This window comes from Rhizobium sp. BK661 (genome assembly GCF_024808825.1).
In the GTDB taxonomy this organism is placed as follows: Bacteria; Pseudomonadota; Alphaproteobacteria; order Rhizobiales; family Rhizobiaceae; genus Rhizobium.
On record NZ_JANTYT010000031.1, the window covers coordinates 1 to 24,035 of the forward strand.

The following is a 24,035-nucleotide window of genomic DNA, read 5'->3' on the forward strand; positions in this document are numbered from 1 at the left end:
CAGCTTGCCGGCAGTGGCACGTTGATCAGTCCGGCTCACGCCGGAGAGCATGGGACCAGAGCCGTCCAGTTACACCACTGCAGTGGGCACGATCGAAGGGCAAGCTGGCGGAGCTGGAAGCCAGGCTTGAGGAGATCAAGGCAGAAGCACTGGCCTTGGAAGCGCTGAAGGCAGCTTTCAGTGCTCGCCGGCGGACACATCTCCCCGGTCGAGCACGGCTTCGACTTTCGAGTTTTTAGACCGCGTTCTGGGTAATTGTCTCATCCGGCTTGCCGAGGAGATCGCAGGCAAGCAATTTGTCTCTGTCCGAGGTCACCAGCTCGAGCTTTGGTTCAACTTCCGCCATGACCCGCTCCTTTCCAGCGTAAACCTGGAACGTTTTTAGTCGGCAAACAATTCAACTTTTCATCGCTTGAACTATGAACCCATTTCAGTGGACACTCCAGCCCCGACCGGTCTAGAGGGTCCCCGGATGCCGGTGATTGCCAAGCTGAGGCGATGCTATGTTAGAGAGCACCCCGGACTATCAATCCATTTTGTCGCACCGGCTCCCGGACATTCAACAGGCGGGTGCGGTCTGTCTCAGGCGCACTGAAGAAGGCGTTGAGATTCTGCTTGTCGGCAGCAAGCGAAATGGGCGCTGGGGTCTGCCGAAAGGTCATATCGAAGGTACCGAAACGACCCATGCGGCCGCTGAGCGGGAAGCGTTCGAAGAGGCCGGAATACGCGGCCGGGTGGCAGTCCGACCGTTCGGTGCTTTCACCTATGTCAAGGACACCAACCGGCAGCGATACAAGGTGACCTCGCACATCATCCATGTGACGTCGGTCGCCGATACTTTCCCTGAGCAGGCGACACGGATAACCAGATGGTTTCCAATTAACGATGCCGCGGTCGAAGCGGGCCAGCCGGGCTTGCGCGCACTTCTGCGAAGACTGATGTAGAAGCACGCAAGCTGCAAGACCAGCTGACGCCGCGAACCCGACGCGGCTGCCGTCCGCTTGATCGCCTTACGTCTCGATAGTAATCGAAACTCACAAAGCCTCACTCTAAGTGGTGGAGAGTTCGTGGTATCGGGCCGGCACAGGTGCAATCGGCATCGCCCGCTGTCGGTCTTGAGAATGTTTTCAGATCGGGAGATCGCAAACTCAGCGAAATTGGCTTCGGGCCAGGGCAAGCAAGCCAGGAAAAACCAACCGCGCCTTGGAACTCTTTCGCCGAGGAGAGGTTAGCGCACGGTCGACAAGCCTCGTTGGCTGGGGCGGGCAAACGAAATCTGAAGAACGTTGGACGACCGCATGCCTTCACCCACGCACGCCGGAAGTGCCGGCCTTACCAGGCGAACCCTCATGACAGGCACAATCACGGTTGCCGCTGCAGCCATCCCGCTCAAAGGAGCCACCGCAGCTTCAGGGCAAGCCCAGGAATCCGAGAGGCGCAATGCAGACGAGGCTGTGGCGATATCCATGCGGATAAATGGGCAGTCGTATCAATTCAATGTCGACAGCCGCACCTCGCTTCTGGACCTCCTTCGCGACCACGCGGGCCTGACCGGCACGAAGAAAGGCTGCGATCACGGACAATGCGGCGCTTGCACTGTTCTGACGGATGGTGAGCGGACGTTATCCTGCATAAGCTTTGCCGCGATGAACCAGGGTCGCGAGATCACGACCATCGAAGGTCTTTGTTCTGCCGACGGAACGCTGCACCCGATGCAACAGGCGTTCATCGACTGCGATGCCTTTCAGTGTGGCTACTGTACCCCCGGCCAGATCATCTCTGGTGTTGCCTGCGTTAAGGAGGGTCATGCAGACAGCGACGCAGATATCCGGGAATACATGAGCGGTAACATCTGTCGGTGCGCTGCCTATCCCAACATCGTTGAAGCCGTAAAACAGGCCCGTGAAGAGATGGAGAAGGTCTGATGCTACCCTTCATCTACGAGAGGGCCGACACGCTGCACGAAGCTCTTTCAGCAATGGAAGAGGTCAATCAGCAGCCCCCAACCGATGCCCCGTCGCAATTTATTGCTGGCGGTACGAACATGTCCGACTACATGCGGCTCGGAGTCAATCGTCCCTCTCGACTTGTGGACATCAACCCGATCCAGGAAACCGCCATGCGTACGATCGCACTCGAGGGTTCGGAACTCCGGCTTGGCGCCCTGGTGCGGATGAGTGAGGCGGAGGACCACGCCGAAATCAACCGGCGATGCCCGATGCTGAGCGAGAGCCTGAAGCTTGCAGCCAGTCGCCAGATCCGAAACATGGCGACGCTCGGCGGCAACCTGCTGCAGAGGACACGGTGCGAGTATTTTCGCGAAATCTCCTGGCCCTGCAACAAGCGCCTTCCAGGTTCCGGCTGCTCGGCGATGGACGGCTTCAACCGGCAGCATGCGATCCTCGGTGTAAGCGATTCTTGCATCGCAACATATCATGGCGATTTCGCACAAGCCCTGATCGCGCTGGACGCCTCGATCGAGATCCAGGGCCGGGATGCCAACCGTCGCCTCCCGATTTCTGAACTGCATCGTCTGCCGGAGGACCGGCCTGACATTGAAACGGTCCTGCGGCCCGACGAGATGATTACCGCCATCATCGTCCAAATTCCTCAATGGGCTTCAAGGTCCACATATCTGAAGGTCCGTGATCGCCAATCCTATGCATTTGCATTGGCCTCGACCGCGGTCGCTCTCGATCTCGATGATAAAAATGTGCGTGACGTGCGCATCGGTCTCGGAGGACTGGCGACCGTGCCCTGGCGTGCAGTAACAGCCGAGGACGTGCTGCGGGGGCGACCGCTGACTGAGGAAGCCGCAAATGCCGCGGCGGATGCGGCCTTTGCGGAAGCAAAGCCTCGGGAACACAATTCATTCAAGGTCGAATTGGGAAAGCAGACGCTGGTGCGCGCTCTGATGGAAGTCCGGGAGATGAGCTTATGAGCAAGAGTGAAGCTGCGCCAACGCCAGGCGAAAACATGGGACCGCCGCTTGCGCGCGTGGACGGCCGGCTCAAGGTCATGGGCAAGGCATCCTATCCCGCCGACATCCCGCTCAACAATATCGCTCATGGGTATCTCGTCACGAGCGCTATCGCTTGTGGCCGGATCAAGGGGCTTCACCTCGAAGACGCACGTGCCATTCCCGGCGTGCTCGACGTGCTAACGCACGAGGACGTGGGCAAGGAGCTGGAGCCGCCGGAATTTGGAACCTCCGGATCGACATCGATCGGTCCATTGCACGATACGAAGATCTGGCATGACGGCCAGATTATCGCTCTTGTGGTGGCCGAGACGGTCGAGGTCGCCCGCGAAGCGGCAATGCGCATCAACGCCGACTACGAGGAAGAGCAACCGAGTACAGGTTTCGGGTCGGACGGAACGGAAACGGTTGCTGCAGCGCAGGCAAGCGAGGAATTCGGCAAAGACGTAAAGGCCGGCGATTTCGACGCCAATTTTGCCAAGGCGGATGTAAAGGTCGATGCCGAATACGGCATGGCGACGCACCACCACAATCCGATCGAGCTGTTTTCAACGACCGCCTATTGGCAGGGTGATAATTTGACCGTCTACGAGCCGTCGCAGAATGTCTATGGCTGGAAGGTGGAAATAGCCCGGCAGCTGAGGATCGAACCCGACCGCGTGCGAGTGGTTAGCCCTTATATTGGTGGAGCCTTCGGCTCAAAGGGACCGATCACGCCGCGCACGGCAATCGTCGCGCTGGCGGCGCGAAGGTTGGGCAGGCCGGTACGCTGCGTCGTGACGCGGCCGCAGGCATTCACGACCCAAACATATCGCGCCGAGACCCGTCATCATGTCAGGATGGGCGCTGCGCGCGACGGCCGGATTTTGGCCTTTCAGCACGAGGGGTGGGAGGTGACATCGCGTCCCGATCCTTATGTCGTCGGCGGCACGAAAACCACTGGACGCATTTATAACTACGGCTCGGTCCTGACCAAGGTCTTCCTGGTGAAGGCCGACCGACCGACACCAAGTTACATGCGATCGCCACCGGAGACCCCTTACGTCTACGCGCTCGAAAGTGCGATGGACGAAATGGCGGTCGCTCTCGACATGGATCCGGTCGAATTTCGCCGGATTAACGATGCGAGCAGGGATGCGATCGAGGGCAAGCCATTTTCAAGCCGGTCCCTAATGGAGTGCTACGATCAGGCAGCACGCGAATTTGGCTGGTCCAGTCGAAATCCGCAGGTCGGCAGCACGCAGGATGGTGACTGGCTGATTGGCATGGGTTGCGCCACGGCAGTTTATCCCTCCAACGTCGCGCCATGCGCGGTCCGGATCACGCTGACCGATGACGGTCACGCGCGGATACAGACGGCGTCTCACGAGATTGGAACGGGCATCCGCACAGTCGCGGCTCAGCTTGTCGCCGAGCAGTTGGGTCTCGATCCAGTCGTGGTCGAGGTGGAGATGGGTGACACACGCCTACCGCCTGCCCCGGTCGCTGGCGGATCCAATACGACTGCAAGCGTATCGTCAGCCATCATCAAGGCATGTGGCGAAATCCGCGACAAGCTCACACGAGCCGTAGTCACGGCAAACGACGGACCCCTGGCAGGAAGCGATCCGCGATCGATAGGCTTCAAGGGAGGCAGGTTGATTGCCGGCAACGCCTCGCAGGACCTGAGGGATGCCTTCAAAAATCTCGGAAGCGGCGTTATCGAGCAATACACGGAATTTCGTCCGGACACAGCTTCTCCGGAGGCCGTCTCCAAGCTCTACAAGGGCAATATGGAGATGGTGAGCGGTGAGAAGGGCGAGATGATGAAATATGCCTTTGGGGCCGAATTCGTCGAGGTGCGCATCCATCGTCGCACGCGCGAAATCCGAGTCCCGCGCATTGTTGGTGCCTTTGCGGGCGGAAGGATCATGAATACCAGAACCGCACGCAGCCAGCTGATGGGAGGCATGATCTGGGGCATCTCGTCAGCCCTCCACGAGGCGACCGAATTCGATCATAGGAGCGCGCGTGTCGTCAATCGCGACCTGCAGGATTATCTCGTACCAGTGAACGCCGACATCGGGGAGGTTAAGGTCATCCTGGTCCCCGAGACCGACAACGACGTCAACCCCGCTGGCGTGAAGGGGCTAGGTGAGCTTGGCAATGTCGGTACCGCTGCAGCGGTCGCGAGCGCCGTGTTTCACGCGACAGGAAAGCGTGTCAGGCAGTTGCCAATTCGCATCGACAGTCTGCTTTCCTGAACCACTGACGTTCATCAAGCAAATCTCTCGGGAATGACCGAACCTGCACGCACTGGGGAAAGCGAACCGGGCTTTGCCTCAGATCTGATCCGCGTTCGGTGATCGCCAGTGCTTCAGCAAGGGCTCGGGATGGCCCGTCAGGGGATCGGTTGGGGGAAGAGGCAAGTTTTTTATAGCCGTGAGCTCCTCCTCAGTTGCGCCTGACCTCTTGATATCCGCATGTTGGCCAGGCGGATAAGCACCAACCACCAGGAAATCGTCGCTTGCCGCGACAAGGCAGTGCCCCGTCCCAGCGGGCAAGACCAGGCAATCCCCGGCATTTACAGCATAACTGATCCCTGCAGGTCCACCGAGCTGGACGGAAGCTTTCCCCCTCGCAATCCCCAGGACCTCATGCGCGTATACATGGTAATGTTGATAATCGAATATCCCGTTCCGCCAGATTCCAGTCCAGCCATTTTCCTGAAACAAGGCCTCGAACCGTTGCGCGGCGTCGCCCGTTGCATCGACTGCTGACTTGTAGACGATGAGAGGCAGCAGCGAATTATTCGGCACCCACTCACTTTTCGGAAGAAGTTTCGTGTGGACTTCCATCGCTTTAACCCTTCTACGACCGCAACCAACGATGCTGGGTGGATGATGCTTGCTCACTCTAAATCCCGGATGACGCGAGTCGTTCCCACATGCCGGCGGATGGCGACCTTCTGGGAAGCATTGGAGGCATCAACATCCAATCTTCCCTTAGCTTCGTCGCTCCACCTGCATGGATACCCGACGCTTCACAAGCGGCCGCGCGGCAAAACGCCGCCGGGGCCGGGATGAGGATCGATTTGTCCCGGATCATTGGACAGAAATAGCGGTATTAGGAAAAATCGAAGTCCTTATCGTCCTTGGAGAAGCTCTTGCGGAATTCTTCCTCCCAAGGGTCGAAGAACTCCTCGCCCTCAGGCAGCGGTGCAGGCGTTGGCGTTTCGTCGTTTTCGCGTTTGTTTTCAAAATCTCGCATATCGCCACCTCGATGCGTATTACTAAACGACATGAACGCCTGAGTGCGACCTTGGATCGAACACTTATCTGTAGACACTGAAAGACAGCGTGAGGCTCCCATCAGGTCTGGCGGGACCTTGCCTAGGTATCAGGCATGTCGTGATGCCGGTTTTTGGATGGCGTTAGCGCGAGCTCTCAGGATTTTGAGTGCGACCAGGGCGCGCGGAGATGAAAGGAGATTTGAAATGCCATAACGAAAAAACCGCTTAGGCAGGCACTTCACCGTCTTCGTTCGCAGATGTGGTCTCACAGATCCTCAGGAGCCTGTTTATTTGGTCACATAAAACGACGAAAGCGGCGGCAACGAGTTCGTTGGGAGTATCGTCCATCTCGGCAATCAACGTCTCAACATCACGCAATGTGCGGGATGCCATCGGTGTATCCACTCCACTGGCATCAAGTGTATGTTGCAGCTCGCGGATGCTGGCAACGCCGCGGACGACCAGATCTTTTCGCTCGCTGGGAGTGAGCAGGTGGATTTGGTTTACGGCCCGAACGAGTTCGGAGACGAAATCCGGTTTGGTAGAGATGCTTGCCATGCCTCCCCCTAACACGTCGACGTTGCGGCTATATCAAACCTAGCAGTATTGCCAGCTATTGGCGAGTTCGCCTTTCGATTAGGCTGCCACAAGGCAGAGACGCGTACGGCTGGACCAATTCGCCTAGGCCCAAGCCGTACGCTTGTTTGGTTTCGGAGGGGCTGGGGTCGGCTCCGAAACCTGAACGCGTTAAAGTCCTATAGTTCGTCTTTATGTGGTATTTTACAAATCACTAATAGTTAAAACCGGCAGAGTGAGAAAGGAGGAAAGCGAGTACGCAGGACGGAAAGGCGGCTCTTTTGAAGACTGATGGAGTAGCGGCGACTCTTGCAGGAAGAGTACCTGGGCTTCTGCTCTATCAGCGCGCTTTGGTTGAGAGGGTGGCCGGCTCGCGTGCCGGGGCTAATGCTGCTGTGCGAGCCGACCTGCGCTGGTCATCGGGGGGTCGATGGCCGAGCGCCTCATGTAATTTGGTGTCGCAGGGGATTGTTTCCAGAGCCGCTAATACTAATGGTGAGGGGCACACCTCGAACAGGTGAGTGGCCCCGCAAGCATGCTCCGGGCGGAAGATACCTGGTGGTTCCGTGGCTAGGCCTCCTTTACGGCCGCACTTGCCGTGATTTCGACCAACCGGCGAGCATCACCGAGGTCAGCGACGCCAATAGTGGCGCGCGCAGGAAGATCTTCTTCCGCGTACCAAGCCAACCATGCCTTTGCATTCTTCCCTTTTGGTCATGTCGGTAATGTAAATGCGGACCTGCAGCAGGTGTTGTTTGTCCGAGCCGTCATCCGCGCACGGCTTCCAGCTTCTCGCAGACTTCACGGGTCCGGCCTCCATTCCTGGTCGAGTTCACGGCTAGCAAAGGCCTTCGCACGTTCGACGCGGCCTATTGTGAAAGGTTGATTTACTCGTCAGCGAAAATGCGGTTAACGGCAACTCGGTCGGCTTGCCGCTTATAGTTCGGGGAGATCGCCCGAAACAATTCATTGATCACCAACGGAAGAGGAAACACCAGTGGTTAAGCGCATCAGGAAGGCTCACATCATGCATGGAGCTGTCGAACATAATGACCTTCTGTTCAATGGGGGCCACGCAATGGTATGTCGGGCTAGATCTCGACAGTTCGAGGGCGGTTCGAAAGCCATTGCAGCCAGCCGGGCAAGTTGACCTTTGGCTCTTGAAACCCAAACAGCGTCACTCGCCACTGGTGGTGAACCTCCTGGCTGATTTGCTGCGGGAGATTTTCGCGGGTGTCGCTGATACCCCCGCTTCTCTGATGCATAGCGGACTGAAAAACCTGATCGGATCCAGTGCCTCGTCCTCCGCTTAAGGCACGTGGAGAGCCGCGTTTACCAATTGAGGCAAATGCGGCGAATGGCAAACCAACCCGGACCAATCCATGACGAGCCACTACATGCTGGCGTTAACGTTCCTCTACGTGGCGATGATGGCCCCGATCTTTTCGAAGACATTATGAGGGATGGTGAGTTCCAATGGAAGCGGTGCTGGGTCCCTCCCGCTCACTCCCGGGACGAACACACCGTAGTCCTGGAGACGACGAACCTGGGCGCGGGCACGCTCAATTTGCGTTTCTGCATTTTCCCTTGGCATAATTGCGATCACGGTCAAACCAACAGCAGGGGACTGAGTTCCCGACCTGAAATCTGGCGTGTCCAGCGACCAGGGGCCGCCCGACAGACCAGCCGCCAGCATCTCCACCAGAAGCGCGACATTGGCGCCCTTGCGCCCGCCGAACGGCAACAGGGCTCCCATCAGCGCCTTTGAGGCTTCATCGGTCGGGTGACCGTCTTCGTCCACTGCCCAGCCCTCGGGGATCGCTTTTCCTTCTTCGGCAGCTCTTATAATGTTGACGAAAGCAGTCGCGCTGGATGCCTGGTCAATAATGAGCGGCGGCGTGTGGTCGCCGAGCGGAAATCCGAATGCCATCGGATTTGTGCTGTAGACCACTTTGCCCCCGGCCTTGGCCACCATCATGGCATTTGCGTTTGTCGCGGCCAGTCCGATAATGCCTTCATCGCAAAGCCTTCGGACATAGTATCCGAGTTCGCCAGCGGTATAGCTGTTCGTCTGCGTCAAGACGGCAATCCCGAATTTACGGGCCGCGTCGAGCAGATCTGGAAAAGCGAGATCAAAGCCCAGCTGCGCGATGCCGCGATCTGCGTCTGAAACGAGGAAGGCAGGAAAGGCGCGGTCCAGCCGTGGTGTTGGGTTGCAATTTATCCGTCCTTGACGGAAACCATTGAGATAGTCCACGAGGTGTGGAAAGCCGAGCGTTGGCGGCCCGTAACTTGCTGCCGACAGTGTGGCTTCGACGAGCGAACGTGCGCTCGACTTGTCTGCGCCGGAGGCCAGGCAAGCTTTCATGGCGAGTTCCTCGGCATCCCTTCGTTTGAGCACGACGTCGTCGGACATGTCAGATTTCCAATCCCGTCTTCCTGCCTTCGTAGAACGCATAGGGAGCCTGCCGCGGTGCCGCGCAATCGCCGATCTGTCTAACGACGACGCCCAGTTTTGTCAGGCCAGGTATCAGCCAGTCCATTGCGTGATTGGTCGTCGCGATAACAAGTGCGTCCGCTTCCATGAAGCTGTGTTCACCGCTGTTGTGGTCCAGAACAGTCGCGCCGTTTCCGTGCCATTCGACGATGCTGACTTCGGTAGTCCATTGAACCCCAAGCTTTTTCAGGGCTTGTCGCATCGGCACATCGACAGCCGTTCTCTGAAGCTCTTTCCCGACAAGCGGATCGGGTGTGACGATGGTAACGCGATGGCCGTCCTCCGCAAGCTTCCAGGCCGTTCCGCAGCCGCGCCAACCACCGGCCTCATCCAGCAGAAGCACCTGTTTGCCCGGCCTTGCCTGTCTGGCCATGACGGCTTCGACGGTGAAAACGCCACTCTTGTCGAAGCCGGGCATCCTTTCCATCGTTGGTAAGGCTTTCTGAAATCCGGTCTCCGGCGAATAGGACCCGGTCGCAACGATGACGACGTCCACCTTTGATGGGTCGATGTCATCGGCTTCCACATAGGTATTCAGCCTGACCTCAACACCGAGCTTTTCCAGTTGGCGTTCATACCAGGCGAGCAGATCAAGGATCTGCGCGCGCCTCGGCTGCAGTCCTGCAAGCAGAAAGTTGCCACCCAGACGCGTTCCGGCTTCGGAGAGGACGACCTTGTGGCCGCGTTCCGCCGCAACTCTTGCGGCCTCAAGACCTGCCGGCCCGCCACCGATGACAAGGACGCGTTTTGGGTCTGATGTCCTGCTAAAGCGATCGCCGTTCCATTCGAATTCACGCCCCGCTGAAGGGTTGATCAGACAGCTTATCCAGTAGTCCCTCGACCGGCGCCCCCAGCACATCTGATTGCAGGATATGCAGCCCCGGATGTCGTCGGCACGCCCTTCGCTTGCCTTGCGCGCCAAATGGGGATCGGCGATCTGCCCACGAACGAGTGAGACAAGGTCGGATGCGCCTTCGCCAAGGACGGTCTCGGCATTTTCAGGGGTCCGGATATGGCTTTCGGCGATGACGACGGCGTTTTTGACAACCTTCTTGAGATATGCGGCAAGATCGGCGCCGAGCTTTTCGGGATAGATGAACGTCGGCATCAGCTTGTAGAAATCGAGGTAGCCGCCCGATCCACACGTGACGTAGTCGATAAGACCGAGATCGTCGTGAAGCTTCACAATCTCCGCAAGCTCGTCTCGCTGGAGGGCCGCCTTGACATCCGGCTCGTCGCTGACTGCAATGCCTATGATGAAGTCCGGTCCGCAGGTCTCCCTGATCCGCGCAAGAATCTCGCGAGACATGCGCGTTCGGTTTTCGAGCGAACCTCCCCACTGGTCGTCGCGTCGATTGCTCCAGGGCGTCCAGAACTGGTCGACCATGCCAAGATAGGCTGCCCAGACCTCGACACCATCGAAGCCGGCCTCGTGGCATCGTCGTGCGGCCTGGACGAAGCCGTCGATCGTCTCGAGGATCTCGGCCTCGGTCATCGGATGCGAGCCGTCACTGTCGTGGTAGCTCGGCAGACCTGATGGCGACCAGTGCGGGTGGAAGGAGTTGTCGGAATCACCGTGCGCTCCGACGTGATAGAGCTGCTGGATCGCCACTGCGCCATTGTCCTTTATGGCGCTGACAACCTTCTCGAAATGCGGGATGACACTGTCATCAGAGTGCCGGAAGTTTCCTCGGGTCAGAACGGCTGACGCATGGACCGGCATCGGTTCGACGACGATCATTGCAGCGCCGCCGATTGCACGTTCAGCGTAGTAGGAGACATGGCGCTCCGTCGGCAGCCCATCGAAGGCCATGTTGGCTGTATGGGCGCCAAAGACAATCCGATTGCGAAGCGTATGCCCACGAATCTGAAGCGGGCTGAAGAGGCGGGGAAATGTTTCGGGCATAGCCACTCCCGGAGGCAGGTCACTGCTTGGGTTAAACGAGGGGTCTTGGGTGTCAACGGGCTAGAGGGCAGGGAGATGGGAGCCTGGTGGAGCACACCCAGAACGCCTTTCAGGAGAACTTGCTTCCAGGGATCTCGATCGCAAAACCGCGATCCACTGAAATTGACCGGTCACGAGACCTCATGCTCGCGTTCGGCGAGCACGAGGGTCAGATATTTTGCTATAGCCTCACCGGACGAGGGCAATGACACCCTCGTGCGGTTGGGCAGTGTCCGAGTTGACCATTGCAGTTGCAAGTTGGCGGAACGTGACAACGCCAACGGGACGGGATCCTTCACCGATGACGGTCACATCGCCTTCGGGAACCGACGCAAGCTGGCGAACGGCCTCCTCAACGGTCGTCGAGGCGTCGATGGTGTAGCCACCGATGGGAGCACCGGCCCGCAAGGGGCTCATGATGGCACTCACCTGGACGACGCGGCCGCGGTTCACCTCCTTCACAAAATTGGAGACATACTCATCGGCCGGCCGCAACACGATGTCCTGGCTTGTGCCTTGCTGGATGATTTCGCCATCGCGCAGAATGGCGATCTGATCCCCCAACCTCAGTGCCTCATCGAGATCATGTGTGATGAAGACGATGGTTTTCTTTATCTCTTGCTGGATGTCGATGAGAACAGTCTGCATATCCGTGCGGATCAGCGGGTCGAGTGCCGAATAGGCTTCATCCATCAAGAGCACCGGCGCGTCATTCGAAAGGGCGCGAGCCAAGCCGACGCGCTGCTGCATGCCACCTGAAAGCTGGTTCGGGTACTTCTCCTCAAAGCCCTTCAGACCCACACGCTCCAGCCATCGCATGGCGACGTCGACGGCCTTCGAACGCTCTACACCCTGGACCTCGAGACCAAAGAGCGTATTGTCGAGGACGTTGCGATGCGGCAGGAGCGCGAACTTCTGAAACACCATAGCCGTCTGGTGCCGGCGGAACGTCCGGAGTTCGGATTCATCCATCTTGACCACGTCGACACCGTCGACGAGCACTTCGCCGGCGGTCGGATCGATCAGCCGGTTGATATGCCGAATGAGCGTCGACTTTCCCGAACCGGAAAGGCCCATGATGACCTGGATCGAGCCCGACGGCATTTCGATATTGATGTCGCGCAGGCCGAGCACGTGGCCGTATTTCCGGTTCAATTCGGTCTTGGTCAGGCCTTTCTGAACCGCCTCAATATGGGACCGCGCGTTCGGACCGAAGATCTTGAACAGATGGCGGATCCTGATGCCGCCAAAAACATGATCAGCCATGGACGATCTCCCGATGCTTCTGGAGCCGCTTGCCGTATGCCTGGCTGACTCGATCAAAGATGATTGCGATGCCGACAATGGCAAGGCCGTTGAAAATGCCGAGGGTGAAGTACTGATTGGCAATCGCCTTCAGCACCGGTTGTCCAAGGCCCTGGACGCCGATCATCGAGGCCACCACGACCATCGCCAGCGCCATCATGATGGTCTGATTGATCCCGGCCATGATGGTGGGGAGGGCCAGCGGCATCTGCACCTTGAAGAGCTTCTGGGAATTCGAAACGCCAAAGGCATCGGCGGCCTCAAGGACGTCCTTGTCGACCAGCCGGATGCCGAGGTCAGTTAATCGGATCATCGGCGGGATCGCATAGATCACGACAGCGATGAGACCCGGCACGCGTCCGATCCCGAGCAGCATGACAACAGGAATCAGGTAGACGAAGCTCGGCATTGTCTGCATCACGTCGAGGATTGGATGGACAACGCGCTGGAACCGGTCCGATCGTGCCATCAGAATGCCGATCGGCAGGCCAAGTGCGATCGACAGGACCGTACAGACGAAGATCATCGAGACGGTCCGCATGGTGTCGTCCCACATGTCGAAGTAGCCGATGAGCAGCAGCGTTACGAGACAGCCGAGCACAATCTTCAGGCTGCGGCTTCCCAGCCATGCGATCACGAGGACCATCAGTGTTATGATCGGCCACGGCGTCTGGGTCATGAACCGGTCAACAGCGATCAGAAAGTGCTGCAACGGAGAAAAGAAGGTCTCGATGGAGTCGCCATATGCCCTCGTGAAACCTCGAAATCCGTCGTCGATCATCTTTTTGAGGTCACGAAGACTATCGTCGTTCATGTGCGGAAATTTGTAAAACCATTCCATGCGGTTCCCCTTTTCTCTGAAAGAGCCGTGACAAGTCTCCTGGTTACTTTCCGGCTTGTGAAGTGGCGGCGCGTGTCCAAACGCGCCGCCCATTCAACCAATCAAAGCGAGGCTTCGATTTTTTTCGCAGCGTCTTCCGACACCCACTTTGTCCAGATGTCCTTGTTTTCCTTCAGGAAGTGCTTGGCGCCGTCCTCCCCGCTCGCCTGATTGTCGGTCATCCAGGCCATGAGCTTGTTGACCGTATCATTGCTCCACGAACGCTTCTCGAGGTAGGACATCACATCAGGTCCCGCCTTTTCGGAGAAGGGCTTTGCAACCAGCGTGACAATCGTGTCGACCGGCCAAGCGTTCGGCTTCGGATCGCCGCAGTCTGCAACGGTGTTGCAGCGTTTCCACTCGGCGGCATCGGCTGGAACACCGGCGTCGAGCTTCACCATTTCGTACTTGCCAAGCAACGCAGTCGGGGCCCAGTAATAGCCGACCCAACCCTGCTTGCGCTCGTAGGCCTTTGCGATCGAGCCATCGAGACCGGCACCAGAACCGGTGTCGACAAGCTTGAAGCCTGCTTTTTCAGCATCAAACGCCTTGTAGAGCTGAGAGGTGACCACTGTGCCGCCCCAGCCCTGCGGTCCGTTGTAAATTGCTCCCTTCGACGCATCCTCGGCGTCCGGGAACAGTTCCGGGTGCTTCAGCATGTCGGGGATCGTCTTCAGATCCGGATGGGCGTCTGCCAGATATTTCGGGATCCACCAACCCTGAATGCCGCCATCGGGAAGTGGCGAGCCGACCTTGACGATGCGCCCTTCATCCGTGCCCTTCTTCACGACATCCGGAAGAAGATCGATCCAGGCTTCGGGAGCAATGTCTGGCTCGCCTTTTTCGGCCATTGAGGTGATGGTCGGAACGGTGTCGCCAACGGTGATTTCTGCGCTGCAACCATATCCCTCGTTCAGGATGATCTTATCGAGGTTCGACAGAACTTCCGCGCTCTGCCAATTCATGCTCGCGATCGTAACGCTGCCACAGTCCGCCGCATTTGCGTAGGAGGCCGCTCCCAGCAGCCCGAATACCATGCACGTAGAAGCCAATAACTTGTTCATTATCGTTCCTTTTTTAGCGGCGTTTATCTTTGGGCGGGGCGCCGCGAACCCACCTCAACGGTCGTTAGGAAGCGTCTCCCATACTCACCGATTTCCTGAAGGCTGCGGCCAGTCCATTGAACACAGCCTGGTCGAATCCTGATGCTCGCATCTCGTCGATGCCAGCAGCGGTCACCCCGCGGTATTCTAGAAAGCGGCTGACGATTTCGGTCGGACAGTCCTGCCGTCGTTCCAGCAGGCGCCCCGTGCCAATCAGCATCGTCAGGACGGCTCTTCGAGCAACATCCGCTGGCAAACCTTGATCAATCGCATGCCCCATCATGGCTGCGGCAAGAAGCGCAGGGAAAGCCGGTCCGGTGCCCGACATGCCCGTGAGGTAGTCAAGGTCGCTCTCGCTTTTCATTTCATCTTCGACGCCGCACGCGCCAAAGATTTTGCGCACGAGGCTGCGATCAACGGCATCGACGCCAGCTGAGGCGATCCAGGGCGTATAGGATAGGGAGACTTCGGCAGCGGCATTGGGGAGGGCTCGGACAACCCGTTCGGTCGCATGCCGTTCTGAAAGCGCGCAGAGGGGGATGCCGGCCATGACCGAAATCAGAAGTTTCCCTCGCATTGTGACAGGGACGGAGCCCCAGTCCTGCGGACGTACCGACAGGATCAAGACATCCGAGCTGTCCGCGAGACGTTGATTGTCTTGTGTCCAGTGCGACGCGGAAAAGCGATCTGGCTGCGAGCGGCGATAAGACAGTGTCAGATCATCGGGATCGGCGAGGCCGGCGGCTAGGATCGCTTCTGCGATGGAACCGCCAAGCCATCCGGCGCCGCCAATGATCCCGATCCTAACCTTTCCGCTCATCTCGTTCCCTAGCCTGGTTTGTAGCCGTGTCTGGCGAAGAACCGGTCAAGCTCTCGCTGCTGAGGGACTTCGCCCGTGTAGATCGCGATGTATTCAGGGATGCGCTTCATGCGCAGTGCGATGCTTTCGTTTGACTGCATCGAGATATAGCCAATCTGCACCAGGTAGGTCGTCCGGGCGCGAACATCAGCGCTGATTTCGGAATGCCCAAAGCGTTTGAACATGATGGCAAGCGCATCCATCCGTGCTCGATCCGCCTCTTGGACCTCCCGCAGGATCTCGTCGGACTGTAATGCCCAGCTGCGCACGGCAAACTCGAACTTGCTGTCGAACAGTCGGCTGTCCAGCCAGCAGTCGAAGACATTCAGCATCGCTTCCGCCAGGGTTTCCGCATAGGCTTCGGACTGCTTTACGATCGACCCTGTATTCTTGTCGCGCCAGCGAGCAACCAGTCCGGCCAAAAGTTCTTCACGATCCTTGAAGAACCAGTAAAAGCTCGTGCGAGACAGGTTGAGCTTCTTTGCCAGAGGCAGGATCTTCACGGAATCAATGCCAGACTCCAGCAGGACGTCATAGGCTGCCTCGAGCCATCCCTCCTGCGATCCACGCCAGCCACTGTCGCTCAAACTCTGGTCCATGAGCAACTCCTAGCAAATGGTTAAGGTCAACACAATTAAAATGTACATTACTGTCAATAAAATTTAACCCTCATGTTTTCAATGTTGACACATATGTACATTCCACCTAGCGTCCTGACCGATTGCTAATTCGGAGCACGACAGATGTCGAACGATCCCCTCCTGCAGCCGTACCAACTCAAGCACCTCAGACTGCGCAATCGCATCATCGTGACATCCCATGAGCCAGCCTATCCAGAGGATGGCATGCCGAAAGAGCGCTACCGGGCCTATACGGTCGAACGCGCCAAGGGTGGCGTTGCGATGACAATGACGGCCGGCTCTGCAGCCGTGTCCAAGGACAGCCCGCCTGTCTTCAACAATCTTCTGGCATACAAGGACGAGATCGTACCCTGGGTGAGGGAGATGACGGACGCCGTCCACGAGCAGGGTGCTGCGATCATGATCCAGCTCACCCACCTTGGCAGGCGAACGCGTTGGGATAAGGGGGACTGGCTCCCGGTCGTTGCCCCATCCCATCATCGTGAAGCCGCGCATCGGGCATTTCCGAAGAAGCTTGAAGATTGGGATATCGAGCGCATCATCAAGGACTTTGCCGACGCCGCCGAGCGCATGAAGGCTGGCGGCATGGATGGCGTGGAGCTCGAGGCCTACGGCCATCTGATCGATCAGTTCGCATCGCCGCTGACCAACGAACTCGATGGCCCGTACGGAGGGTCACTCGAAAACCGCATGCGCTTCTGTCTCGACGTCTTCAGGGCGATGCGAGAAAGGGTCGGGAACGAATTTATCCTCGGCGTCCGCTACACCGCTGACGAACGCCTTCCCGGCGGCACTGGCAAGGAGGAAGGTCTTGAAATCTCCCGCAGACTTCGCGACAGCGGCCTCATCGACTACCTGAACGTCATTCGCGGGCATATCGATACTGATCCGGGTCTGACTGACGTCATTCCGATCCAGGGAATGGCCAACTCGCCCCATCTCGACTTCGCCGGCGAAATCAGGGCGGCAACAAACTTTCCGACCTTCCATGCGGCAAAGATCCCGGATGTTGCCACGGCGCGTTACGCCATTGCGGCCGGGAAGGTCGACATGGTCGGCATGACACGCGCGCACATGACAGATCCCCATATCGTCCGCAAGATCATCGAGAAACGGGAAGAAGACATCCGGCCGTGCGTTGGTGCCAACTACTGTCTGGACCGGATCTACCAGGGTGGCATGGCGTTCTGCATCCACAACGCGGCAACCGGACGCGAGCAAACGATGCCCCACGTGATCCCGAAGACCGATGTCCCCAGGAAAGTGGTGGTAGTCGGCGCAGGGCCGGCTGGTCTCGAAGCGGCTCGCGTCGCCGCCGAGCGCGGTCACGAGGTCGTCGTATTTGAAGCGGCAAGCAATCCGGGTGGGCAGATCCGGCTGACTGCCCAGAGCGAACGCCGCCGCGAGATGATCAGCATCATCGATTGGCGCATGGCCCAGTGCGAAAAACTCGGTGTCACTTTCCATTTCAATACGTGGGCAGAGACAGACACGATCACGGCGGAGAAACCCGACGTCGTCATCATCGCGACAGGCGGCCTGCCTCACACCGAGGTTCTGACCAGGGGCAACGATCTTGTCGTGTCGTCCTGGGATATCATTTCCGGAGATGTGAAGCCCGGCACGAATGTCCTCGTCTTCGACGATGCCGGAGACCACGCTGGTCTCCAGGCCGCCGAATTCCTGGCCAAGGCGGGCGCGAAGGTCGAGATCATGACGCCCGATCGTTCTTTCGCCCCCGAGGTCATGGCCATGAACCTCGTCCCTTACATGCGATCTCTTCAGAAGCTGGACGTGACCTTCACAGTTACATTCCGCCTCGAATCCGCTGAAAGGAAGGGAAACCAGATTGTCGCCATGGTCGGCAGCGATTACGGCGGTGTGTCGAAACAGCGCATCGTCGACCAGATTGTCGTCAACCACGGGACGATCCCGCTCGATCAGCTCTACTTCGACCTCAAGCCGCTTTCGAGCAATCTCGGAGAGACCTCCTATGACGAGCTCCTGGAAGGCAAGCCGCAGTCGGTGGTCCGCAATAGGGAAGGACTTTTCCAGCTCTTCCGGATCGGCGACGCGGTGGCGGCGCGCAATACCCATGCGGCCATCTACGATGGCCTGCGCATAGCAAAGGATCTGTAGACCAAGAATGCGACTTGTCGAATCTTTCGGTACCGCAGGGAAGACAAGCGATGGCTCGTTTCCGAACTCTAACGAACAGGTGCATTCATGAAAATTCTCGTCCCCGTGAAACGGGTGGTTGATTACAACGTGAAGATCCGCGTGAAGCCGGACGGCACAGGCGTCGAGCTTTCGAATGTGAAGATGTCGATGAACCCGTTCGACGAGATCTCGGTGGAGGAGGCGTTGCGGCTGAAGGAAGCCGGCAAGGCCGAGGAAGTCGTTGTCGTGTCGATCGGTCCTGCCAAGTCTGAAGAGACGCTGCGCACCGCACTCGCCATGGGCGCGGACCGGGCGATCCTGGTCGAGACCGACGATGCCGTCGAGCCACTCGCCGTTGCCAAGATCCTGAAGGGCGTCGCCGACGCCGAACAGCCGGGCCTCATCATCGTTGGCAAGCAGGCGATCGACGACGACTCCAACCAGACCGGCCAGATGCTGGCGGCACTGCTTGGCACCGCGCAGGCAACCTTCGCCTCGAAGATCGAAATCGGTGATGGCAAGGCAACCGTGACGCGGGAAGTCGACGGCGGCCTGCAGACCATCGACGTCAAGCTCCCGGCCGTCGTCACCACTGATCTCCGCCTCAACGAGCCACGCTACGCTTCGCTGCCGAACATCATGAAGGCGAAGAAGAAGCCGCTCGACAAGAAAAGCCCCGCCGATTTCGGCGTCTCCACCGCGCCGCGCCTGAAGGTCTTGAAGACCGAAGAGCCGTCCGGCCGCAAGGCGGGCGTCAAGGTCAAGTCGGTCGCCGAGCTGGTCGAGAAGCTGAAGACCGAAGCCGGCGTCCTCTAGGGTTCGAGAAAGGGAGACATATCCATGGCCATTCTTCTTCTGGCTGATCACGACGGCAGCCACCTTTCCGACCAGACCGCCAAGGCGCTGACGGCAGCAACTATGATTGCCAAGGAGCAGGGTAGCGACGTCACCGTGCTCGTCGCCGGCAAGGGCGCCAAACCAGCGGCCAATGCGGCTGCCGGGCTCTCCGGTGTCTCCAAGGTGCTGCTCGCCGAAAGCGACGCGCTTGCCAACAATCTGGCCGAGCCGCTCGGCGAACTGATCGTTTCACTCGCGGCAAGCTATGATACGATCATTGCCGCCGCCACCTCGACCGGCAAGAACGTCATGCCGCGCGTTGCCGCCCTGCTCGACGTCGCCCAGGTCTCGGAGATCATCGAAGTGGTCTCGGCGGACACATTCAAGCGGCCGATCTATGCCGGCAACGCCATCCAGACGGTGAAGGCGACCGACGCCAGGAAGGTCATCACCGTGCGCACCGCTTCGTTCTCCCAGGCCGGTCCCCAAGGCCCAACTGCTGCCGTCGAGGAGATCTCGACGGCAGCCCTTTCTTCTCGTCTCTCGACCTTCGTCAAGGAGGCGCTGTCGGCCTCCGAGCGTCCGGAACTGACCTCGGCGAAGATCATCATCTCGGGTGGCCGGGCGCTGGGCTCGGCCGAGAAGTTCAAGGAAGTCATCCTGCCGGTCGCCGACAAGCTCGGGGCCGCCGTCGGCGCCTCGCGCGCCGCCGTCGATGCCGGCTACGCCCCGAACGACTGGCAGGTCGGGCAGACCGGCAAGGTCGTGGCACCTGACCTTTACATCGCCTGCGGCATATCAGGCGCCATCCAGCATCTCGCCGGCATGAAGGATTCGAAGGTCATCGTCGCCATCAACAAGGACGAGGAGGCGCCAATCTTCCAGGTCGCCGACTACGGTCTCGTCGGCGATCTCTTCGAGGTGTTGCCGGAGGTAGAGCGGTCCGCCTGACCGCTTCGAAAAGCCCGAGAGCGGCCGAGCGTACCGATCGCAGTCAGTTGGTGGGCTGCTCTGCTGGCACAGGTAAAGTCCGATTTGCGGGCGGCAAATCTAGCGACGGCGGAATATGCTGGTCGACCACTCCCATCTGTTGTGTCGCGACCACTCGTCGTAAATGGCCAAGGCGATAAGGCGGCCGGCTCGGACATAGGGTCTCTTGACAGCTGACTGTCCACTCACTCGCTTACGCGGACAATCAACTTGCCAAAGTTTCGACCCTTCAGAAGGCCTATGAATGCCCTTGGCGCATTCTCCAGGCCATCCACGATATCTTCACGATATTTCAGGCGGCCTTCGGCAATCCATTTTGATGCCTCTTGGTAGAATTCCGGTCGCTGGTCGGCAAATTCGCGCTGAATGAAGCCACGAATGGTCAGGCTCTTGCGAAGGATTGTCCGCATGACGTCAGTCAGCCGATCCGGTCGTGCAGAAACCTCGCCGTTGTAGTGTGCAATCAGGCCGCAAACGGGTACGCGGGCGAAATCGTTGAGGAGGGGAAATACCGCATCCCAGATCGGGCCGCCAACGTTCTCGAAATAGACATCAATGCCATTGGAACAGCTGGCGGCGAGCGCGTCAGCAAAATCCGCCTTGGTGTGGTCGATAACAGCATCGAAACCAAGTTCGTCGAGAACGAATGTGCATTTCTCCTTGCCGCCTGCAATCCCAACGGCGCGCGCGCCATTGATCTTGGCTATCTGCCCGACGGCGGATCCGACTGCCCCGCTGGCCGCCGCCACGACAACGGTTTCCCCGGCCATCGGCTTGCCGATATTGCGAAGACCGGCGTAGGCCGTAAAGCCCGGCATGCCCAGAACCCCAAGAGCTGTGGATATGGGCGCACTCTCAGGGTTGAGCTTCCTTAAGCCGTCGCCATTTGCCACTGCATAGCTTTGCCAACCGGAATGAGAGAGTACGATCTCACCAGGCGTGTAGCTGCGATTCCGGCTTTTCAATATGCGCGCGACCGTTCCACCTTCCATGACGTCGCCAATGGCTACGGGAGCGGCGTACGACTTGGCGGCATCCATCCGACCCCGCATATATGGGTCGAGCGACAGGTACAGGACCTGAAGCAGGATCTCTCCTTCGGCAATCTCGGGCACCGGCCGCCGATCAATCCTGAAATTCGCTTCGGTCGGCTCGCCAACAGGGCGTGAGGCCAACGTTACCCGAAAATTCGTAAGGCTGTCGGTCAACATTTGCTCCTCTTCGAGGCGCGCCCGTGAGCTCATGGACGGGCGCGCTGTTTCGCCCGAAAGGCGTCGCCGACACCTGTGATACTCGTTCCCACGCCTGTTGGTCAATGTACACGGGTTTCGGCAGAAACGTCCTTCCTCCAAGCGTCCAGTTTTGTGTTACGACCTTGGCCGGACGTGGCAAGCGGACGGACCTGGCTGCTCGTTCAATCCACCGCTCTGGGCGCCTCTTATCTCGATTTTGCGCCCCTGACAGTTGCTGCCTGCATGGTGTTGCTGCGTCCACTGAAGGGATGGTTGGCTGCTCACAGCCTTTCACAGAGGAGGCACGCATCGATCGGGATTGGCAGCCCTAACACCGTTCCCATTGCAGCGGGGTCCAAGCACCAATATTTGGCTGAGAACCTAGGACCTGCAAAAATTCATTGGCAATATATTTGCAGCAAATCGGCGATCGAAGCGGAAGGGGTATGCAAATGCATGAAGAACGCCCACCGTTCCCTCCTTGCATCATCGAAAGTGCCGTTTTGAAGGTGAGGGGTGCCGAAGACGCATGGAACACCTGCGATCCCCATAAGGTCTCGCTCGCGTATACCGAGGACAGCCAATGGCGCAATCGCGCCGAGTTTGTCACCGGTCGCGAAGCAATCGTTGGCTTCCTCACGCGCAAGTGGGCGCGCGAACTGGAATTCCGACTAATTAAGGAACTATGGTCGGCTCACGAAAACCGGATAGCAGTGCGGTTCGCATACGAATGGCATGACGACTCGGGCAACTGGTTCAGATCCTATGGTAACGAAAATTGGGAATTTGCATCTAACGGCCTGATGCGACGCCGATACGCCTCCATCAACGATCTGCCGATCAAGGAACAGGAGCGCAAGTACAGGTGGGACCGTGGCGGCCCTCGACCGGTCGACCATCCTGGTCTTTCTGACCTCGGATTGTAGAGCTCGCGCCAGATTTTTCCCCGGGATGGGAGCGGATCGGATGCATGACCCAAGCCTTGCATCCAGGCACGCGGCCCAAGCAGCGTGACGGCCAATGCAACTCAAGTCTCAAATGCATATCAATCGTGTGATGTAGCGCGATCATGCATTGCTTGATCTATGGGGACCCATGCGACAGGTCACCGACCACCACCGGCGCGGCGACGACGCCGTTCATGATAGAGGCCGAGAGGCGCGCGTGGCCCTTGTCCATTCCAGCAAGGAGCTCGATGGAAGCTTGAACTTTCTATCGCTTCCATGACCGAGGAGAACGTCGAGTAAAAAGCTCGGGCGGGGCCCGAGAAGTCTTCTGGCTCCGGCTTCACAATCATCGTCATAGTGATCGCGATGACTGCAGTCACAGGGTGCTCATGGCAGGCCGAAACCCTCTCCGGGTTAAGCCTCCTCAGGCTGTCCCCCTTGCCACTGCATACCTTGCCAACCGGAACGAGAAAACACGATATCGCGAGGCGCGTCTGTGATACGACGCATCTATTTTGAAACATTTGTGAGGAATCTGGTGGGCGATGAGAGACTCGAACTCCCGACATCCTCGGTGTAAACGAGGCGCTCTACCAACTGAGCTAATCGCCCTCGCGAGATCGGTCCGGTTCGGTCCGCCGCGTCGGTGGCCGTGATCTATGCGGATCATGGAGCTTGCCCCGGGTGCTGTCCTTGACGAGGTAGCGCTGAGCGAAGAATTCGGCTTGTCGCGCCCCCCGGTGCGAGAACTGATGCGCCAGATGGCTGGAGAAGGCTTCATCGAGCTGGAGGCAAACCGCGCTGCGCGAGTGAGCTCGATGAGCTACCAACTACAGGCAGGGAGACGCGGTCGGCAAATCCGCCAGCCGTCTGAAGGTCGGATTCGTGCTCGCTCGATCCTTTACGCTTTCAGCGTTTGCGCTCTTCGTCGATACGCTGAGGCCTGCGAGCGACGAGCACGACCGTTCGGGACGCGTGACCGCAAACTGGCAGGTGCTTGGAAGTACCAGGCATCTGATCACCTCCAGCTGCGGCGTGCAGGTGGCCCCGACCCCGGATTTCGTCGATCCGGCGAGTTTGATGACATTGTTGTTGTTGGGGGACTTCTGACAGCCATGGATCCGGTCGATCGCGACACGATCGCTTTCGCCAAGCGTGCGGATGCGGCCAGGATCCCGTTGATCGGTCTCTGCACCGACTCATTCATCCTTGCCGAGGCTGGATTGATGACGAAGCATGAGACATGCGTGAGCTGGCTGCACTACAAGGAATTTCGCGAACGCTTTCCCGATCTTGCCGTGCGATCGGATCGGATATTCAACCTGGATCGGCAACGCGGTTCCTGTGCCGGCGGAAGCAGCGCCGCCGATATCGCAGCCGTCCTCGTGCTCCGGTATATCAGTCGCGAGGCCGAGAGAAATGCCCTGGAAGTCCTGCAGATCGAAAAGGCGCGTTCCGCCGGCGACATCCAGCCCGGCGCCCTTTGCACGATGACTATGAAGACAAGTGCGTGAAAGCCGCGATGATCATGATGGAACAGCACATCGAGGGTGGGATGACGATCCCGAGGCTCGCAGCCTCGGTTCGTTTGTCACGGCGACAACTTGAGCGATTGTTTCTGATCAAGGCTGGAAGTCTCCCGCACAGGCTTACACACGCGTGCGCATGGAGAGGGCGCGGGCGCTATTGGTGCAATCGAAGACGTCGCTGATCGAAATTGCTCTTGACGTCGGCTACGAGAATGCCTCTCACTTCACGCGCACGTTCAAGCGCATCTTTGGCCAGACACCGACACAGGTTCGGGCCTCTGCA

Annotated in this window: 20 protein-coding genes, 1 tRNA gene and 2 pseudogenes; 11 read left to right on the forward strand and 12 right to left on the reverse strand. The window is 58.6% G+C overall.

The window, feature by feature from the left end; all coding sequences use genetic code 11:
- The 5 genes from FHX16_RS29675 to FHX16_RS29695 form a co-directional block, all read left to right on the forward strand.
- A partial coding sequence (locus FHX16_RS29675) for a hypothetical protein (protein ID WP_259131884.1) occupies nt 1-239 on the forward strand: 239 nt, incomplete at its 5' end.
- 264 nt (nt 240-503) lie between these two features.
- Nucleotides 504-944: an NUDIX hydrolase gene (locus FHX16_RS29680; RefSeq protein ID WP_259131886.1), complete on the forward strand. Its 441-nt coding sequence runs from the start codon at nt 504-506 to the stop codon at nt 942-944.
- Between the two features lie 405 nt (nt 945-1,349).
- Nucleotides 1,350-1,925 carry a (2Fe-2S)-binding protein gene (locus FHX16_RS29685; protein WP_183758047.1) on the forward strand — a complete coding sequence of 192 codons (576 nt, stop codon included), beginning with the start codon at nt 1,350-1,352 and terminating at the stop codon, nt 1,923-1,925.
- On the forward strand, nt 1,925-2,941 hold the full coding sequence (locus FHX16_RS29690; protein WP_259131888.1) for a xanthine dehydrogenase family protein subunit M: 1,017 nt from the start codon (nt 1,925-1,927) through the stop codon (nt 2,939-2,941). The genes FHX16_RS29685 and FHX16_RS29690 overlap by 1 nt, the downstream gene beginning before the upstream one ends.
- Nucleotides 2,938-5,223 (forward strand): xanthine dehydrogenase family protein molybdopterin-binding subunit, encoded by a 2,286-nt coding sequence (locus tag FHX16_RS29695; protein ID WP_259131890.1) that lies wholly within the window; start codon nt 2,938-2,940, stop codon nt 5,221-5,223. Before FHX16_RS29690 ends, FHX16_RS29695 begins: the two co-directional genes overlap by 4 nt.
- 78 nt (nt 5,224-5,301) lie before the next feature.
- Here the strand turns inward: FHX16_RS29695 and FHX16_RS29700 are convergent, their stop codons facing one another.
- From FHX16_RS29700 to FHX16_RS29745, 10 genes are all read right to left on the reverse strand, one after another.
- Complete coding sequence (locus FHX16_RS29700; RefSeq protein ID WP_405049340.1) at nt 5,302-5,874, reverse strand: cupin; 573 nt, start codon at nt 5,872-5,874, stop codon at nt 5,302-5,304.
- A gap of 211 nt (nt 5,875-6,085) precedes the next feature.
- Nucleotides 6,086-6,229 (reverse strand): hypothetical protein, encoded by a 144-nt coding sequence (locus tag FHX16_RS29705; protein ID WP_259131893.1) that lies wholly within the window; start codon nt 6,227-6,229, stop codon nt 6,086-6,088.
- Nucleotides 6,230-6,476: 247 nt separating this feature from the next.
- Entirely contained in the window at nt 6,477-6,809 is a 333-nt protein-coding gene (locus FHX16_RS29710) for a hypothetical protein (protein WP_259131895.1), read from the reverse strand.
- A 1,435-nt stretch (nt 6,810-8,244) separates the two neighbouring features.
- Nucleotides 8,245-9,243 carry an Ldh family oxidoreductase gene (locus tag FHX16_RS29715; RefSeq protein ID WP_259131897.1) on the reverse strand — a complete coding sequence of 333 codons (999 nt, stop codon included), beginning with the start codon at nt 9,241-9,243 and terminating at the stop codon, nt 8,245-8,247.
- A gap of 1 nt (nt 9,244) precedes the next feature.
- The gene (locus FHX16_RS29720; protein WP_259131900.1) at nt 9,245-11,230 is read right to left on the reverse strand and encodes an FAD-dependent oxidoreductase; all 1,986 of its coding nucleotides are present in this window, start codon (nt 11,228-11,230) and stop codon (nt 9,245-9,247) included.
- 228 nt (nt 11,231-11,458) lie between these two features.
- Nucleotides 11,459-12,535 (reverse strand): glycine betaine/L-proline ABC transporter ATP-binding protein, encoded by a 1,077-nt coding sequence (locus FHX16_RS29725; RefSeq protein ID WP_259131902.1) that lies wholly within the window; start codon nt 12,533-12,535, stop codon nt 11,459-11,461.
- Nucleotides 12,528-13,415 (reverse strand): proline/glycine betaine ABC transporter permease, encoded by an 888-nt coding sequence (locus tag FHX16_RS29730; RefSeq protein WP_183758029.1) that lies wholly within the window; start codon nt 13,413-13,415, stop codon nt 12,528-12,530. The genes FHX16_RS29725 and FHX16_RS29730 overlap by 8 nt, the downstream gene beginning before the upstream one ends.
- Before the next feature lie 101 nt (nt 13,416-13,516).
- Nucleotides 13,517-14,518, reverse strand: a complete 1,002-nt coding sequence (locus tag FHX16_RS29735; RefSeq protein ID WP_183864655.1) for an ABC transporter substrate-binding protein — start codon at nt 14,516-14,518, stop codon at nt 13,517-13,519.
- A 64-nt stretch (nt 14,519-14,582) separates the two neighbouring features.
- The gene (locus FHX16_RS29740; RefSeq protein ID WP_183864654.1) at nt 14,583-15,377 is read right to left on the reverse strand and encodes a pyrroline-5-carboxylate reductase; all 795 of its coding nucleotides are present in this window, start codon (nt 15,375-15,377) and stop codon (nt 14,583-14,585) included.
- 8 nt (nt 15,378-15,385) lie between these two features.
- A complete protein-coding gene (locus FHX16_RS29745) occupies nt 15,386-16,015 on the reverse strand; it encodes a TetR/AcrR family transcriptional regulator (RefSeq protein WP_183864653.1) in 630 nt (209 codons plus the stop codon).
- 144 nt (nt 16,016-16,159) lie between these two features.
- Between FHX16_RS29745 and FHX16_RS29750 the strand changes: the two genes are divergently transcribed.
- The 3 genes from FHX16_RS29750 to FHX16_RS29760 all read left to right on the forward strand — a co-directional run bounded on the left by FHX16_RS29750 (nt 16,160) and on the right by FHX16_RS29760 (nt 20,005).
- Nucleotides 16,160-18,196: an NADH:flavin oxidoreductase gene (locus FHX16_RS29750; RefSeq protein ID WP_183758021.1), complete on the forward strand. Its 2,037-nt coding sequence runs from the start codon at nt 16,160-16,162 to the stop codon at nt 18,194-18,196.
- 87 nt (nt 18,197-18,283) lie between these two features.
- Nucleotides 18,284-19,033, forward strand: coding sequence for an electron transfer flavoprotein subunit beta/FixA family protein (locus tag FHX16_RS29755; RefSeq protein WP_183758019.1), 750 nt, complete (start codon nt 18,284-18,286; stop codon nt 19,031-19,033).
- Between the two features lie 24 nt (nt 19,034-19,057).
- Nucleotides 19,058-20,005: an electron transfer flavoprotein subunit alpha/FixB family protein gene (locus tag FHX16_RS29760; RefSeq protein ID WP_183864652.1), complete on the forward strand. Its 948-nt coding sequence runs from the start codon at nt 19,058-19,060 to the stop codon at nt 20,003-20,005.
- Nucleotides 20,006-20,229: 224 nt separating this feature from the next.
- Here the strand turns inward: FHX16_RS29760 and FHX16_RS29765 are convergent, their stop codons facing one another.
- A complete protein-coding gene (locus FHX16_RS29765) occupies nt 20,230-21,255 on the reverse strand; it encodes an NADP-dependent oxidoreductase (protein ID WP_183758015.1) in 1,026 nt (341 codons plus the stop codon).
- A 473-nt stretch (nt 21,256-21,728) separates the two neighbouring features.
- Between FHX16_RS29765 and FHX16_RS29770 the strand changes: the two genes are divergently transcribed.
- A complete protein-coding gene (locus FHX16_RS29770; RefSeq protein WP_183758013.1) occupies nt 21,729-22,202 on the forward strand; it encodes a nuclear transport factor 2 family protein in 474 nt (157 codons plus the stop codon).
- A gap of 557 nt (nt 22,203-22,759) precedes the next feature.
- On the opposite strand, the gene FHX16_RS29775 is transcribed toward FHX16_RS29770, so the two are convergent.
- Nucleotides 22,760-22,835, reverse strand: a tRNA-Val gene (locus FHX16_RS29775).
- A gap of 56 nt (nt 22,836-22,891) precedes the next feature.
- Between FHX16_RS29775 and FHX16_RS29780 the strand changes: the two are divergent.
- Together FHX16_RS29780 and FHX16_RS29785 are read left to right on the forward strand one after the other, a co-directional pair.
- A pseudogene (locus tag FHX16_RS29780) lies at nt 22,892-23,023 on the forward strand (GntR family transcriptional regulator); the annotation flags it as partial.
- A gap of 70 nt (nt 23,024-23,093) precedes the next feature.
- Nucleotides 23,094-24,035 (forward strand): annotated as a pseudogene (locus FHX16_RS29785) (GlxA family transcriptional regulator); the annotation flags it as partial.